Source organism: Frigoribacterium sp. PvP121, from assembly GCF_017833115.1.
In the GTDB taxonomy this organism is placed as follows: Bacteria; Actinomycetota; Actinomycetes; order Actinomycetales; family Microbacteriaceae; genus Frigoribacterium; species Frigoribacterium endophyticum.
The window spans coordinates 2,780,434-2,795,440 of the sequence record NZ_JAFIBR010000001.1; the positions used below are offsets into that span (position 1 = coordinate 2,780,434).

General features: G+C 74.1%; 14 protein-coding genes. 7 read left to right on the forward strand and 7 right to left on the reverse strand.

Going from position 1 to position 15,007, the window contains the following annotated elements; genetic code table 11:
- Positions 1-12 precede the first annotated feature (12 nt).
- Positions 13-1,410, reverse strand: coding sequence for a PrsW family intramembrane metalloprotease (locus JOE43_RS12950; protein ID WP_209518236.1), 1,398 nt, complete (start codon positions 1,408-1,410; stop codon positions 13-15).
- Positions 1,411-1,467: 57 nt separating this feature from the next.
- On the opposite strand from JOE43_RS12950, the gene JOE43_RS12955 reads away from it, so the two are divergent.
- Positions 1,468-2,586, forward strand: coding sequence for a YihY/virulence factor BrkB family protein (locus JOE43_RS12955; RefSeq protein ID WP_209518238.1), 1,119 nt, complete (start codon positions 1,468-1,470; stop codon positions 2,584-2,586).
- Between the two features lie 17 nt (positions 2,587-2,603).
- Here JOE43_RS12955 and JOE43_RS12960 read toward each other — a convergent pair whose 3' ends face one another.
- On the reverse strand, positions 2,604-4,247 hold the full coding sequence (locus JOE43_RS12960; RefSeq protein WP_307803372.1) for an aspartate ammonia-lyase: 1,644 nt from the start codon (positions 4,245-4,247) through the stop codon (positions 2,604-2,606).
- A gap of 226 nt (positions 4,248-4,473) precedes the next feature.
- Between JOE43_RS12960 and JOE43_RS12965 the strand changes: the two genes are divergently transcribed.
- Positions 4,474-6,048 carry an MFS transporter gene (locus JOE43_RS12965; protein ID WP_245187153.1) on the forward strand — a complete coding sequence of 525 codons (1,575 nt, stop codon included), beginning with the start codon at positions 4,474-4,476 and terminating at the stop codon, positions 6,046-6,048.
- Positions 6,049-6,132: 84 nt separating this feature from the next.
- On the opposite strand, the gene JOE43_RS12970 is transcribed toward JOE43_RS12965, so the two are convergent.
- From JOE43_RS12970 to JOE43_RS12980, 3 genes are all read right to left on the reverse strand, one after another.
- Complete coding sequence (locus JOE43_RS12970; protein ID WP_056056277.1) at positions 6,133-6,342, reverse strand: hypothetical protein; 210 nt, start codon at positions 6,340-6,342, stop codon at positions 6,133-6,135.
- Positions 6,339-7,631: an inorganic phosphate transporter gene (locus JOE43_RS12975; protein ID WP_209518240.1), complete on the reverse strand. Its 1,293-nt coding sequence runs from the start codon at positions 7,629-7,631 to the stop codon at positions 6,339-6,341. Before JOE43_RS12975 ends, JOE43_RS12970 begins: the two co-directional genes overlap by 4 nt.
- A gap of 121 nt (positions 7,632-7,752) precedes the next feature.
- Entirely contained in the window at positions 7,753-9,321 is a 1,569-nt protein-coding gene (locus JOE43_RS12980) for a carboxylesterase/lipase family protein (RefSeq protein WP_192045970.1), read from the reverse strand.
- A gap of 239 nt (positions 9,322-9,560) precedes the next feature.
- On the opposite strand from JOE43_RS12980, the gene JOE43_RS12985 reads away from it, so the two are divergent.
- Positions 9,561-11,273 carry a sodium:proton antiporter gene (locus JOE43_RS12985; RefSeq protein WP_209518242.1) on the forward strand — a complete coding sequence of 571 codons (1,713 nt, stop codon included), beginning with the start codon at positions 9,561-9,563 and terminating at the stop codon, positions 11,271-11,273.
- Between the two features lie 64 nt (positions 11,274-11,337).
- Positions 11,338-12,681 carry an ABC transporter permease gene (locus JOE43_RS12990; protein ID WP_209518245.1) on the forward strand — a complete coding sequence of 448 codons (1,344 nt, stop codon included), beginning with the start codon at positions 11,338-11,340 and terminating at the stop codon, positions 12,679-12,681.
- A 9-nt stretch (positions 12,682-12,690) separates the two neighbouring features.
- Here JOE43_RS12990 and JOE43_RS12995 read toward each other — a convergent pair whose 3' ends face one another.
- Positions 12,691-13,026, reverse strand: a complete 336-nt coding sequence (locus tag JOE43_RS12995) for a hypothetical protein (protein WP_056056285.1) — start codon at positions 13,024-13,026, stop codon at positions 12,691-12,693.
- 154 nt (positions 13,027-13,180) lie between these two features.
- Positions 13,181-13,672: an 8-oxo-dGTP diphosphatase gene (locus tag JOE43_RS13000; RefSeq protein ID WP_209518247.1), complete on the reverse strand. Its 492-nt coding sequence runs from the start codon at positions 13,670-13,672 to the stop codon at positions 13,181-13,183.
- A 56-nt stretch (positions 13,673-13,728) separates the two neighbouring features.
- Between JOE43_RS13000 and JOE43_RS13005 the strand changes: the two genes are divergently transcribed.
- Genes JOE43_RS13005 through JOE43_RS13015 form a run of 3 tightly spaced genes read left to right on the forward strand, consistent with a single transcriptional unit; the run spans position 13,729 to position 14,985 of the window.
- On the forward strand, positions 13,729-14,079 hold the full coding sequence (locus JOE43_RS13005; RefSeq protein ID WP_056056289.1) for a hypothetical protein: 351 nt from the start codon (positions 13,729-13,731) through the stop codon (positions 14,077-14,079).
- Between the two features lie 35 nt (positions 14,080-14,114).
- Entirely contained in the window at positions 14,115-14,669 is a 555-nt protein-coding gene (locus JOE43_RS13010; RefSeq protein WP_192128344.1) for a hypothetical protein, read from the forward strand.
- Between the two features lie 10 nt (positions 14,670-14,679).
- The gene (locus JOE43_RS13015; RefSeq protein ID WP_209518249.1) at positions 14,680-14,985 is read left to right on the forward strand and encodes a hypothetical protein; all 306 of its coding nucleotides are present in this window, start codon (positions 14,680-14,682) and stop codon (positions 14,983-14,985) included.
- The last annotated feature ends 22 nt before the right edge of the window (positions 14,986-15,007 follow it).

The window sequence follows — 15,007 nt, forward strand, 5'->3', positions numbered from 1 at the left end:
CCGCCCCGCCCCTCACCAGTGCGGCGGCGGGACCGGCCGACCCCACGGGTCGGTCTGCGGCGCCGGGCCGCCGGGCTGACCGCCCTGCCAGTACGAGCCCTGCCCGCCGCCGGCGGGCGGAGCGCCCCAGCTGGCCTGCGTCGGGGGCAGCTCGGGCCGCGGGGCGTGGCCCACGAAGGCCGTGGTCGGCGCCTGCAGGGCCGCCCGGCTGCGGGCGAGCGCCGTCAGCAGCTCGCCCTCGTCGCGCTGGGCCGACGGGTCGCCGCCGCGGCTGCCCTTGACCATCCGCTGGCGGGTGAACGCCAGGCGGGTGGCGTCGGAGACGAAGCGCTTCATGGCCGGCCCCACCCCCGCCGCCGCCGCCCAGCGGCGGGCCCGGCGACGACCGGCCGAGGTCGAGAGCATCGCGACCTCGTCGGCGCTGAACCAGCCCACGGCCGCGTACTCCGCGAGACGGGCGTGCGTCACGCGCCGCTCGTTGCGGCGCAGGAAGACCACGAGACCGATCATCGCCAGGAAGATCGGCACCTGCACCAGCAGGTAGTAGACGAAGAAGGAGTCGCCCACCACGACGAGGGCGCCGTTCCAGAGCGCGTGCAGCAGCACCGCGGGCACGAGCCCGAGGAAGTAGAACCCGATCGCGCCGTAGGGGCCGGTGCGCCGGGCCGCGTAGCCGAGCGCGATGCCCGTGCACGCCGTGTACATGACGTGGGCGAACGGCGACATCAGGGCCCGCACGACGAAGACGAAGACCAGCCCCTGGCTGCCGCTGAACAGGTCGTCGGTCACCTGGACCGCGAAGTACTGGATGTTCTCGACGAAGGCGAAGCCGGCCGCGACGGTCGCCGCGTAGACGATGCCGTCGACCGGCCCGTCGAAGTGGCGACGGAAGATCCAGAGCACGAGCAGCACGCCGAAGCCCTTGGCGGCCTCCTCGACGATCGGCGCCTGGACGACCGCGCCGAGCACGTCCGACCCGCTCGACGCGCCGATGCCGACGAGCGACTGGACGGAGCCGACCACGAGGTCGACGATCAGGGCCGTGCCCACCGACACAGCGCCTCCCCACAGGAAGGCGAAGAGGAGGGCCACGCGGGGCTCGGGCTCCCAGCGGTCGACGAGCCAGATGCCGGTCAGCACGATGGCGAGCGGCACGAAGGCTAGGACGCTCGCTGCGACGATGACGGCGGGCTGCAGGAAGAGCAGGAAGTAGACGACCACGGCGAGCGCGAACACGCCGATCACGGTGAAGCCGACCGCCAGCGAGACGGCGCTCGCCACGCGGCGTCGCGGGGGCGCCTGGGTGAAGACGGGCTGCACGGGGTACCAGACCGGGTCGGGGTTCGAGACCACGGGGCGCTGGGGGTCGTGGGGCCAGGGCTGCTGCCCGCGAGGGTCGGTCCAGGTCATGGCACGACCCTACGCACCCGGCACGGGGAGGGCGCGCCGCGGCGGTACCCTCGGGGGATGCCGTCGACGAGGTCCCTGCCGGAGAACCCGTCGCTCACCCGCTACGTCGTCATGCGGGTGTGGCACGACTTCCTGCGGCACCGCACCATCGACGCCGCCGCGGCCCTCACCTTCTTCTCGACGCTGTCGATCCTGCCGACCGCCCTGGCGCTCGTCTCCGGCGTCGCGCTCTTCCAGGAGGGCGAGGAGGCGGTGGACGAGATCCTGGGGGTCGCCCGCTACGTGCTCACCCCGTCGGCCGTCGACACCCTCCGCGGCCCGCTGGAGCAGATGCTCAGCCTCTCGAACCCCGGCGTCGCGTTCGGCATCGGGCTGTGGCTGACCCTGTGGTCGCTCTCGTCGTACACGACGGCCTTCGGCCGCGCGATGAACACGGCCTACGACGTCGAGGAGGGGCGCCGGATCTGGAAGTTCCGGGGCCACATGATGATCGTCACGCTCGTGCTGATGGTGTCGTTCGCCGTCATCGCGACGATCCTCCTCGTCACGCCGACCCTGGCCCGCGGCATCGGCGACGCCGTCGGGTTCGGCGAGCCCTTCCTCACCCTCTGGAACGTGCTCAAGTGGCCGGTGCTCGTCGCGCTGGCGGTCTTCGCGGTCGCGATGCTCTACTACTTCACGCCCAACGTGCGGCCTCCCCGCCTGCGGTGGGTGTCGTACGGGGCCATGTTCGCCCTCGGGATCTGGGCGATCTGCACCGTCGGGTTCGCCCTCTACGTGACCACCTTCTCGAACTACGACCGCTTCTACGGCTGGCTCGGCATGGTCATCGTCGTGCTGCTCTACTCGTACATCAGCAACTTCGTGCTCGTCATCGGCGGCGAGCTCGACAGCGAGGTGCTGCGGATGCGGCAGCTGCGCCGGGGCCTGCAGGCCGAGGAGGTCATCCCCCTGCCGATGCGCGACACCGCCCGCAACCACATCCTCGCCCGCAACTCGGCGTGGGACGTCCGGGTCGGGCGCGCCATCCGCGAGCGGTCGCTCCGCGAGAACGGCGGCGTGCTCGACGCGGACGAGCTGCGGCACCTCCAGCTGCGCGGTGGACGCCTGATCGGCGAGGGCACCCTCCGGCGCGCCTTCGGGCACGAGGACGAGCCCGAGGTCGAGACGGACTGAGGCCGGCCGCCCCCGCGTCAGCCCGCGGTCTCGTCGCCCGGGTCGCGGGCGCCCGACTCGGCGGCGAGGCGCGTGACGGCCTCGACCGGGTCGGCGTCGACGTCGATCACCGGGATGGCGCTCGTGACCGCCTCGAGGCCCGAGAGCCGCGCCGGCGAGAGCACCTTGCGGACCTGCTCCTCGCTCATCAGCCCCGCCGCGACGACGAGCGTCGAGATCGAGGCGTTCGTCGTGAGGGCCGTGTGCGCGATGGAGGCGGCGGCCGAGTAGCCGATGTAGGGCGTCAGCGCCGTCACGCTGCCCACGTTGGTGTCGACCTGCTGGCTGAGCCGGGCGCGGTTCGCCTCGATGCCGTCGACGCAGTTGACCCGGAGGGTGCGGCAGGCCGCCGTCATCCACTGCAGGCTCTGCATCACGGAGTGCGCGATGACCGGCTCGAAGGCGTTGAGCTGGAGCTGCCCCGCCTCGGCGGCCATCGTCACGGTGACGTCGGCGCCGGCCACGGAGAAGGCCACCTGGTTGACGACCTCGGGGATGACCGGGTTGACCTTGCCCGGCATGATCGACGACCCGGCCTGGCGCGGCGGCAGCGTGATCTCGCCGATGCCGGCCTGCGGGCCCGACGACAGCAGCCGGAGGTCGTTGCAGATCTTCGAGAGCTTGATCGCGCTGCGCTTCAGCGCCCCGCTGAGGGTCATGAACACGCCCGTGTCGCTCGTCGCCTCGATGAGGTCGGGCGCCGTGACGAGCTCCATGCCGCTGAGCTCGCCGAGGTGGCGGCGCACGGCCTCGGCGTAGAGCGGGTCGGCGGTGATGCCCGTGCCGATCGCGGTCGCGCCGAGGTTGATCTCGCCGAGCAGCGGCACGACGTCGCGCAGCCGCTGCACGTCCTCGCCGAGGGTGTGCGCGAAGCCGACGAACTCCTGCCCGAGGGTCATCGGCACGGCGTCCTGCAGCTGGGTGCGGCCCACCTTGAGCACGTCGTGGAACTCGGCGCCCTTCGTGGCGAAGGCCGTCGCGAGCAGGTCGAGCTCGTCGAGCAGGCGGCGCAGCGTGAGCACCATGCCGATCTTGACCGACGTCGGGTACGTGTCGTTCGTGCTCTGGCTGCGGTTCACGTCGTCGATCGGGTGCAGGTGCTCGTACTGGCCCTTGCCGTGGCCGAGCAGCTCGAGGGCGCGGTTCGCGATCACCTCGTTGCTGTTCATGTTCGTGCTCGTGCCCGCGCCTCCCTGGATGACGCCGACCGCGAACTGGTCGTGCAGCGCCCCGCCGCGGATCTCGACGCAGGCCTGATCGATCGCCGCGGCCTTGCGCTCGTCGAGCACGCCGATCTCGACGTTCGCCCGGGCGGCCGCCTGCTTGACGAGCGCGAGGGCGACGACGAGGTCGGGGTAGACCGAGATCGGCCGCATGCTGATCGGGAAGTTCTCGAGCGCCCGGGCGGTGTGGATGCCCCAGTAGGCGTCGGCGGGGACCTCGCGGCTGCCGAGCGAGTCGCTCTCGACCCGGGTGGCGGCCCGGGCGGCACGGCGGGTGCGCCCGGCCGAGGCGGCGGCCGCGGGCCCGGCCTCGTGCTCGGGCCCGGGCTGGGGAGCGCCCTCGAGCAGCGGCGGGGCCGCGTCGGGTGCGTCGAGGGGGGATCGGTCGTCAGTCGTCACGGTCGTCGTGCCTCCGTCGTCGTGCGCCCCGCGGCCTCGTGAGCTGCGGTGGTCGGCCCTGCCGAGCCTAGCGAGGCGAGGAGGCGCGGGTCGGGACTCCGGGCGATGATCGACAGCTGTCGGTCACCACCCGAACTCGTGGGAAGCTTCTCTCGCCGGCGAACGTTGCAGTGCCTGCACCTCGACCCGCTCCACCGCCGCCTCCGGGCCCCTGCCGAGAAGACAGATGACGCTGACCCACGACGACGCCCAGCCGGGCGACCCCACCCCCACGGCCCCCTCCCGCTCGGCCTCGCAGGCCGACGCGACCGGCGCCTCCCCCGGGCCCTCCGCGGAGCCGGGCGACCGGCGCCGCGCCCGGGAGCGCGCCCGGCTGACGCGCACCCGCGACCCCCGCGTCGTGATCGCCGTGCTCGCCTTCTCGGGCATGGTGGCGGCGCTCATGCAGATGCTCGTCATCCCGATCGTGCCGTCGTTCCCGGAGCTGCTCGACGCCGACCCGGCCGACACCACCTGGATCATCACGGCCACCCTGCTCGCCGGCGCCGTCGTGACCCCGATCGCCGGCCGCCTCGGCGACCTCTACGGCAAGCGCCGCATCGTGCTCGTGCTCGTCGTCGTCATGGTGCTCGGCTCGGTCGTGGCCGCCACGACCTCCGAGCTGGTGCCGCTGATCGTCGGCCGCGCCCTGCAGGGAACGGCGCTCGGCATCATCCCGCTCGCCATCAGCATCCTCCGCGACACCCTGCCCGCCGAGCGCCTCGGCGGCGCCGTGGCGCTCGTCAGCGCCACCCTCGGCTTCGGCGGCGCGATCGGCCTGCCGCTCAGCGCGTACATCTCGGTCACCTTCGACTGGCACGTGCTGTTCTGGACGGCCGCCGCCCTCGGCGTCGTCGTCTTCGCCCTCGTGGCGACGCTCGTGCCCGTCAGCACCCTCAAGACCCCCGGGCGGTTCGACCTCCCCGGCGCCGTCGGCCTCGCCGTCGGCCTCACCGGCCTGCTGCTCGCCGTCTCGAAGGGCAACGACTGGGGCTGGGCGAGCACCTCGACGCTCGTCTCCGGCCTCGCGGGCCTCGTCGTGCTCGTCGCGTGGGGCGCCTACCAGCTGCGCGTCGCGAGCCCCCTCGTCGACCTCCGCGTCGCCGTCCGGCCCGCGGTGCTGCTCACCAACCTGGCGTCGGTCGCCCTCGGCTTCGCGCTCTTCGGCAGCAACGTCTCGCTGCCGCAGCTGCTCGAGCTGCCCGCCGAGACCGGGGTCGGCCTCGGCCAGACCGTCATGGTCGCCTCGCTCTGCCTCGCGCCCTCCGGCGTCGTGATGATGTTCATGGCCCCGGTCGCCGCCCGGGCCACCGCCCGGTTCGGCGCCCGGCTGTGCCTCGTGGTCGGCGGCGCCATCATCGTCGTCAGCTACGCGGTCGCGGCCCTCGCCTTCCGCGAGGTGTGGCAGATCGTGCTCGTCTCGGTGCTGATCGGCTTCGGCATCGGGCTCGCCTACGCGGCCATGCCGACGCTCATCATGCACGCGGTGCCCGCGACCGAGACCGCCGCCGCGAACGGCCTCAACACCCTCATGCGGTCGCTCGGCACCACGAGCGCCTCGGCCGTCGTCGGCCTGCTGCTCACCGCGAACTCCGTGCCGTTCGGCGACGCGTCCGTGCCGACCGAGGCGGGCTTCCGCCTCACCTTCGTGCTCGGCGGGGCGGTCGCCCTGGTCAGCGTGCTGCTCGCCCTCGCCATCCCGCGGCGCGAGCCGGAGTACGAGCGCGTGGCGCTGCCGACCGGGCCGGTGCGCACGAGCTGACCCGCGCCTCCGGCACGACCGAGAGGGCCCCGACGTCGTCGACGTCGGGGCCCTCTCGCCGTGCAGGCCGTCGGCGGGGCGACCTCAGCCGTGCAGTCCGGGCACGATGAGGTAGATGCCGTAGAGCACGCCGAGGGCGCAGACCACGAAGCAGGCGTACCCGGCCGCGGCGCGGGCCGTGCTGCGGCCCTCGAGCGTCACGAGCCGCAGGCCCAGCGAGTACAGGCTGACGAGCGCGGCCGCCGAGAACAGCGAGACGAGCGCGACGACGACGAACGCGGACCAGTCGATCATCGGTCCTCCTCCTTGTCGGGGCGGGGGCCGCCCGAGAGCGTGCCGCGCGGGGCGACGGTCGGGGCCGCCTCGTCGAGGCGCACGAACGGGGCCTCGACGCCGGAGGCCGGCGTGTCGACGCGGCCCTTCTTCTCGAGCCGTCGGGCCCGGCGGCGGGAGAGCACGCTGGTCGCGGCGACGTCGACCTCCATCGCCGCGCCCTGCTCGTGCGGACGGCGCCGCGACAGCAGGAAGATGCCGCCGATCACGACGACGCCCACCACCGCGTCGACGACCAGGCCGGGCGTGCCGAGGGTCGCGATCAAGGCAGCGACGGCCCCGACGGCGGCCGAGGCGGGGAGCGTGATGAACCAGGCGGCGACGATCTTGCCGGCCGTGCTCCACTGGATCTTCGAGCCGCGGCGCCCGAGGCCCGCGCCGATGATCGAGCCGCTGGCGACCTGCGTCGTCGACAGCGCGAAGCCGAGGTGGCTCGAGGCGAGCACCGTGGCCGTCGTCGACGCCTCGGCCGCGAAGCCCTGCGTCGGCTTGACCTCGGTGAGCCCGCCGCCCATGGTCTGGATGATGCGCCAGCCGCCGGTGTAGGTGCCGAGGGCGATCGCGAAGGCGCAGACCACGACGACCCAGAGCGGCGGGCCGCTGCCGGCGCCGAGGGCGCCCGAGGCGATGAGGGTGAGCGTGATGACGCCCATCGTCTTCTGCGCGTCGTTGGTGCCGTGGGCGAGGGCGACGAGCGACGACGTGAAGATCTGGCCGTAGCGGAAGCCCCCGCGCTCGCTCTTGTCGTCGCGGCGGCGCGTGATCGTGTAGGCCAGACGGGTGGCGGTGTAGCCGACGAGGCCGGCGATCAGCGGCGCGAGGAGAGCCGGCAGCACGACCTTCGAGAGCACGACCGAGAAGTCGACCGAGCTGACCCCCGCCCCGACGACCGCGGCGCCGATGAGCCCGCCGAAGAGCGCGTGCGACGAGCTGGAGGGCAGGCCGCGCAGCCAGGTGATCATGTTCCAGACGACGGCGCCGATCAGCCCCGCGAAGATCATCTCGGGCGAGATCTGCACGCCGCCGTCGCCCTCGCGGATGATGCCGCCCGACACGGTCTTGGCGACCTCGGTGCTGAGGAAGGCGCCGACGAGGTTGAGGACCGCCGCCACCGTGACCGCGACCTTGGGCTTCATCGCCCCCGTCGCGATCGGGGTCGCCATGGCGTTCGCCGTGTCGTGGAAGCCGTTGGTGAAGTCGAAGAACAGGGCCAGGGCGATGACCAGGACGACGATGAGCGTGAGATCCACCGGGGAACTCTCGCAGCATGGTGAACGCCGGTCAACTCGGAGGTGGACGGCGGGGTACAGGCAGGTGGACGACAGGTGTCCGCCCGTCGGCCGCCGGGGGCGGCCACGGCCGCCCGCTCGCTCAGATGTGCGGCACGAACGCCTGCCAGGCCCGACGGCGCTCGCCCCGGGGGTCGTGCTCGACGCGGTCGCGCGCGTCGATGATCAGGGTGCGCCGTCGGAAGGGGTCGTACGGGGGCCAGCCGTCGACCTCGCCCGTCCGCACGAACTCGATCCAACGGGCGCGCATCCGCGCCGCCGTCCGCAGGAAGGCCCGGCGCCCGCCGAGGGCGCTCATCGCCCAGCCGAACGCCGAGCCCATCCGGTCGTGCAGGGCCATCAGCTCGAGCCCGTGGAAGGCGTCGACGCCCGCGACGGCGAGCATGCGCGGGGCGGCGTCGAACCGGTAGAAGTACACGGGCTGGTGCACGGCGTGCCGCTCGGCGACCTTGACGGTCGGGAACCAGAAGGCGAAGTCGCCCCCGAAGTCGAGGGCGGCCCGGCGGTCGGCGGGCAGGCCGGGGTACTGCCGCTTGATCGCCTTCCGGCTCTTCTTCTCGGTGGCGGCGAAGATCGCGCGGATGCGCGGCTTGGTGGTCGCGAGGATGTCGCGACGCCCCGTGAAGACCGAGCCCTCGCGGTCGTTGGTACCGATGATCAGCGGGACGGGGTGCGCGCGGCCCGCCTTGAAGGCGTCGAGCGGGCGCTCGGGCAGGAAGTCGCCGTCGATGACGGGGCTGAGGCTGATGGTGCCGGGCTGCTCGTCGGGAGTCCGCAGCTGCAGCTCGGCCGAGGCCCGCACGACCGCCGCGACGGGCGCCTCCGCCAGCATCCGCCCGGCGTCCTCGACGGAGGTCGACTCGAGGTCGTCGTCGCTGACCTGGTGGGTCAGCAGCTCGAGGAACTCCCCCGCCCAGCGGCGCGTGACGTCGGGCGGGTAGAGCGCGTTCGTCGGCGAGCTCTGGGCGATGGCGCGGTGGAACAGCCCCCGCGCGGCCGGGACGGTCATCAGGGTGGTCACCGCGTTGCCGCCCGAGCTCTCGCCGGAGAGCGTCACGGCGCCCGGGTCGCCGCCGAACGCGCGGACCTCGTCGCGGACCCACTCGAGCGCGGCCACCTGGTCGCGGAGGCCGAGGTTCGACTCCAGCGGCCGCTCGGGCGTCGACCAGGCCGTGAAGTCGAGGTAGCCGAAGGCGCCCAGCCGGTAGTTGAAGCTCACGTAGACGATGCCGCCCTCGCGGACGAGCGCCTCCCCGTGCCGCGGGTGCTCCCGCGAGGAGCCGACGCTGTAGGCGCCTCCGTGCACGTAGACGAGCACCGGCAGGTCGTCGCCCGGGCGGGAGCCCTCGGGGGCGACGACGTTGATCGTCAGGCAGTCCTCGTCGGTCGGCGTCGTGGCGTCGACGCCGACGAACTGGCCGCGGTCCTGCGGGGCGGCCGGCCCGAAGTGCGCGGCGTCGCGGACGCCCCGCCAGGGCTGCGCGGGCGCGGGCGCCCGGAAGCGCCGCGGGCCGGTGGGAGGCGCGGCGAAGGGCATCCCCCGCCACGCGACGACGCCGCGCTCGTGCACGCCGCGCACCCGGCCGTGCGTCGTGTCGCGCAGCAGGTCGGCGGCCTCGACGGCGGGGGCGGGTCGGGCGGCACGGGTCATCCCCCGACCCTACGACCCGCGGGCGCGGACGCCGGGGCGCTGCCGCCCGGGCGACGCCCGTCGTTCATCCGGCCGCCTCCCGCCGGTCGCCTGCGAGACTGGGTGCAGACCCTGCACCGAGCCGCGACGAGCCGCGTCGAGCCGACCGGCTGGCGCCGCCGCCGCACGCACCACCGCACCACACCGCACCGCACCGCACCGCACCGCACCGACCCACGACCCCGGAGGACCCGCGCCGCATGGAGCTCGCCGAACTGCTGATCATCCTGAGCGGCTCGCTCCTCGTCACGGCGTTCGCGCGCTGGCGGGGCCTGCCCGCGCCCCTGCTCACGGTCGGCGTCGCGCTGCTGGTCTCGTTCGTGCCCGGGGTGCCCGACATCGAGATCGACTCCGAGGTGATCCTCACCGTCGTGCTGCCGCCCCTGCTCTACTCGGCGTCGCTCGACGTGTCGCTGCTGAACTTCCGCGAGAGCCGCGTGCAGATCCAGCGGCTGGGCATCGGCGCCGTCGTCGTGACGGCGTTCGTCGTCGGCGGGGTCGCGTACCTGCTCATCCCCGACATGACCCTGCCGGCCGCGATCCTCGTCGGCGCCGTGGTCGCCCCGCCCGACGCGGTGTCGGCGGCGGCGATCGGCCGCAAGCTCGGGCTGCCCCGCAAGGTGATGACCGTGCTCTCGGGCGAGAGCCTGATCAACGACGCGGCCTCGCTGACGCTGGTGAAGGTGTTCCTCGCGATCGTGGGGGGCGCCTCCCTCACCCTCTGGCAGGACCTCGGCATCTTCGGCCTCGCGATCGGCGTGGGGGTCGCGGTCGGCCTCGTGCTCGGCGTCGTGGCCCACCGGGTGCGGATGCGGATCGACGACCCGGTCATCGAGAACGTCATCGGGCTGCTGCTGCCGTTCGTCGCGTACATCCTCGCCGAGGAGCTCAGCGGCTCGGGCGTGCTCGCGGTCGTCGCCGCCGGCCTCTACGTCGGCTTCAACTCGCCCCGAACGGGCTACGCGACGCGGCTGCAGGAGCGGCCGTTCTGGGCCGCCGCCGACGTGCTGCTCGAGGGCTTCGTCTTCGCGCTGATCGGGCTGCAGCTGAAGACCGTCGTGCTCGACGTCGCCGCGAGCGACCGGGGGCTCGGGCAGAGCGTCGGGGTGGCGTTCGTCGTGCTCGCCGTCGTGGTGCTCGTGCGGCCGGCGTTCGTCTTCGCGACCTACTACGCGGCCCGCGTGCTGCGGTACCTGTTGCTCGGCCGCCTGCTCCGTGGCCTGCGACGGGTGCCGGCACTGCGCCGCCTGCGGTACCGCCCCCAGCCTCGCCTCGACCGGCGGCAGCTCACCGTGATCTCGTGGACGGGCATGCGCGGCGTGGTGACGCTCGCGGCGGTCGTGTCGATCCCAGCCGTGACCGACAGCGGCGTGCCCGTGCCCGCCCGCGACACGATGTTCCTCATCGCGTTCGTCGTCACGGTGGGGACGCTGCTGCTGCAGGGGCTGACGCTGCCGGCCGTGATCCGCTGGCTCGGGGTGCAGGACACCACGCAGCGTGACCGCGACCTCGCGGCGCAGCTGGCGCTCCTCACGACGAGCACCGACGAGACCCTCGCGTACGTCCAGAGCCGCCGCCCCGCGTGGGAGGAGCTCTACGGGCCCGAGCTCACCGAGCGCGCGGTGCAGGCGACGACCGTGCGGCTCGTGCGCCAGTCGGAGGCGCTGCGGCGCGGAGCCCTCGAGGACGCCGAGGACCGCGAGCCGTCGAGCGCCGAGCGCGACCGACGGCGTGCGGTGCCCCGGGCGATCGGCCAGATCCGGCGCGAGCTGCTCGCGAAGCGCCGGGAGGTCGTGCTGCGCGAGCGCGACGCCGGGAAGCTCGACGAGGAGGTCATGCGGCAGGTGCTGCTCGGCCTCGACGCCGAGGAGCTCGCGATGGACACCAACGCGGTGTCGAGCACGCGCTCGTGAGGCGTAGCGTGGCGGCGTGATCGTCGGCCGCGGGGTCGGCGGCGCCGGAGGAGGACGAGGACACGTGACGCGAGGCCGGGCAGACGACGGGGCCACGACCACGGGGGCGGGCGACACCGCCGGGGCCGCAGCGACCGGAGGGACGCCCAAGCCGCCGGTCAGCGCGTTCCGCCGCTGGTACTCCACCCTCCACCCGTCGCTCCAGCTGATCGGCCTGCAGCTCTGGCTGCCGCTCTTCTTCATCGTGGGGTTCTGCCTCTGCTACATCGCGGCCTTCCACGCCCCGCACCCGCACGACGTGCCGATCGCCGTGGTGGGCTCGTCGTCGGCCGCGTCGACCCTGCAGGCGGACCTGGACGACACGCAGCCCGGCGTCTTCGACGTGCGCTCGTACGACGACCTCGACACGGCGCAGGAGGCGGTGCTCCGCGGGCAGGTGGCGGTCGCGGTCGACCCCGGCGACGCGCAGCTCTACAAGGCGAGCGCCCACCAGTACCAGGTCTCCGCCCTGATCCCCGCGATGCTCACGCCGGTGCTCACCGCCGAGGGCGACGCCCCGACCGTCGTCGACCTCGCCCCGCTGCCGGCGTACGACGAGTACGGCACGGTCTCGCTCTACCTGATGCTCGCCTGGTGCATCGGCGGCTACATGGTCGCCATGTTCATCGGGCTCATGGGCGCGCCCCTGCGGCACCGGACCCGCGTCACCGTGATCCTCGTCGGGGCCGCGGTCATCTCGCTCGTGACGAACCTGCTCGCGGGGCCCGTGGTGGGCGCCGTGCAGGGCCACTTCGCCGAGCTCGCCCTGCTCGGCTGGGCCTGGATCGTCGCCATCGGGCTCGCGGTCAACGGCATCAGCTACTTCGTCGGCCGCTTCGTCGCGCTGCCCGCGATGATCGTCTTCGTCTTCCTGTCGATGCCCGCGTCGGGCGGCGCGTACCCGGCGTGGTTCATGCCCCAGCCGTTCGCCGCCCTGAACGCCGTCGTCGTGGGCAGCGGGATCACCGAGATGCTCAAGCGCGTGCTCTACGACGTGGGGCCGGGGTACTCGCGCGGCCTCACGATGATGGCCTCGTACGCGGTGGCCGGCGTCGTGCTCATGCTCGTGGGCAAGCGGTGGTGGGAGGCCCGGCGCGTGCGGCGGATCGTCGAGGGGCGGACGACCATGTTCGCGGACGCCCAGACCGCGAACCGCGAGTTCCTCACCGCGGAGCGGGACGAGGTGCTCGCCCGCCACGGGCTCGTCGCGACCGACACGGGCACGATCCGCACCGTGCCCGACGACGAGCGCGCGCAGCTCGACGAGGGCGGCGACATGATGTTCGGCGCCGCGGGCGGCCTCGAGGCCGAGGAGCTGCCGACCCGCCCCGTCCGCGTGGTCGACGAGCGGGACGCCCGCCAGGGCTGAGCGGGCCTGCTAGAGGTCGACGCCGCCGCGGTGGGCGCCGTCGAGGTGGACGCCCTGCCACGACGCGCCGTCGAGCTGCTCGGCGAGCGTGCGGGCGGCGGTGCGGTCGGCGCTCGCCGAGGCGAGGGCGGTGACCCCGAACCCGACCAGCAGGGCGAGGAGGCCGAGCGTCGAGACGAGCATGCCCGGTCCCCCGACGACGGCTCCGACGACGAACAGGCCGGCGGCGGCGGTCCAGGCGACCACGACGGCGGCGGTGCGGACGGCCGAGAGGAGACGCGAGGAGGCGGTGGCCCGGCGGCGGATCCGGGGGGCGTCGAGGGCCAGGCCGTCGTAGCTGCTCACAGGGGTCCTCCGCAGGGGGTCGTGGGGGCGTTCTGTCACCCGGTGTGACGTCTCCCCTCGACACTACGGAGGGCCGCGGGGGCCGTCTGCCCCCTCTCCCGGTGACACCCGAGAGGGGGAGGGACAGGCCCGTGTCCCCCTTGTGGCCGACGGGTCAGCGGGGGTCGGACGAGCCTGCGGCGGCCTCCGAGACGACCGTCGCGAGGTCGGCCCCGAAGGTGTACGTCGCCGCGACGTGTCCCCCGGCGAGCACGCCGGGCAGCCAGCGCCGGGCGTCGTCCCACATGGCGTCGAGCGGCAGGGCGTCGACGTCGTGCCACGCGGGGTCGAGCTCGTCGGTCTCGACGGGCTCGCCGCGCCAGCGGCGCGCGACGAAGACGGACGACCGCTGGCTCCAGGCCGGCCGGTGCGGGAAGAGGTAGAGCAGCTCGCCCCGCGCCTCGAGGTCGGCCGGGTGCATCTCGACCCGCGCCTCCTCGGCGATCTCGCGGACGGCCGCCTCGACGGGCGTCTCGGAGCCCTCGAGCTTGCCGCCGAGGCCGACGTGGTAGCCGACGCCGAGCCCGGTCTTCTTGCGGCCGAGCAGCACCTGCGGGCGCCCGTCGACCTCGCGCAGGAGGTAGGTGACGCACACGTCGTAGGCCATGTCGGCAGGCTAGCGGTCGACCGGGTCGTCAGCCTGCCCGGCGTAGGCTCGACGGCATGCCCGAGACGCCCGACGCCCTCCGCGGCGGCGTGCCCGAGTTCCGCGGGGCGGGTCGCAGCCTCGAGGTGCTGCGCGCCGAGGCCCACGACGAGCTGGCGGCCCTGATCGAGCTCCGCTGCCGGGGCGGCGAGGACCCGTGGGACGTCATCCCGGGCCTCCCCACCGTCGACGAGCAGGTGGTCATCTCGCTGCGGGCCGACGCCCGCGGGGTCGACGGCGTGCCCTACGGGGGCGGCGGGGGCGCGGACGACGAGCTGCGGTTCCTCCGCGGCGTGGCCCTCTGGCACCCGGAGCTCTCCCGCGCGGTGTGGTCGCTGATGGGCCGCATCGACGCCGCCTCGCGCTGACGGCCCCTGTCGGTGGGCGGCCGTAGCCTGGCCGCATGCTCTGGACCGACGTCGTCACCGTCACGCTGGGCGCCTTCGTGGGCGCCGGCGCCGCCTTCGGCGCCAACCTGCTCGTGCGTTGGCTCGAGTCGCGGCGGGCCGAGGCCTCCGCGCTGAACGAGCTCGTCACCGAGATCCACTTCCGCCGCGTGCTGCACCGCATCGTGCCGACGCGCAGCCCCGACGCCGAGACCGCCGACCCCGACTGGGCGACCGCGCGGCGCTCGATCGGCGGCCTGCGCGGCGTCGTCCGCTCGGCCCGGCGGCAGACCCGCCCGCGGTCGTCGGCGCTGCCCGTGCTCAACGAGATGACCCTCGCCTGCAACACCTTCCTCGACGACAGCGAGGACGCGCCCGACCTCTACCGCCTGCACCTCATGCAGCTGCACGCCCGGCTCAACGCCGGCGTGCGGCGGCTGCGCTCGCAGCGCCGCGCGATCGCCGACCTCGAGCCGGGCCAGGCGCGGCTCGGCCCGACCGTCGCGGGGCTCCGGGCGCCGACCGCCGTCGCCGACGGGCCGGCCGACACCGAGGCGGGGAGGCGCGGGTAGCGTCGGCCGCATGAGCGACGCACCCGAGACCCCCGCCCCCGCCGACGCCACCACGACCGACCCCGTCGAGGCGGCCGACGAGCAGTCCCAGTTCGACGCCGCCCGCCTCGCCGCCGGAGAGGACGTCGACGGCACGGCCACGCTCCCCACCGCCTCCTCGGCCGCCGCGCCGGAGAAGGCCGGCACGCAGGACGCCCTCGACGACGCGGCCCGCGAGGCGGCCGCGCCCGACCCCGCCGACGTGCACGTCGCCTCCGACGAGTACCCGGAGCGCCCGCGCCTGGGCGGGATCACCGCGAGCGACACGCAGATCTGAGCCGCGCCTCCCGGGCTCCGCC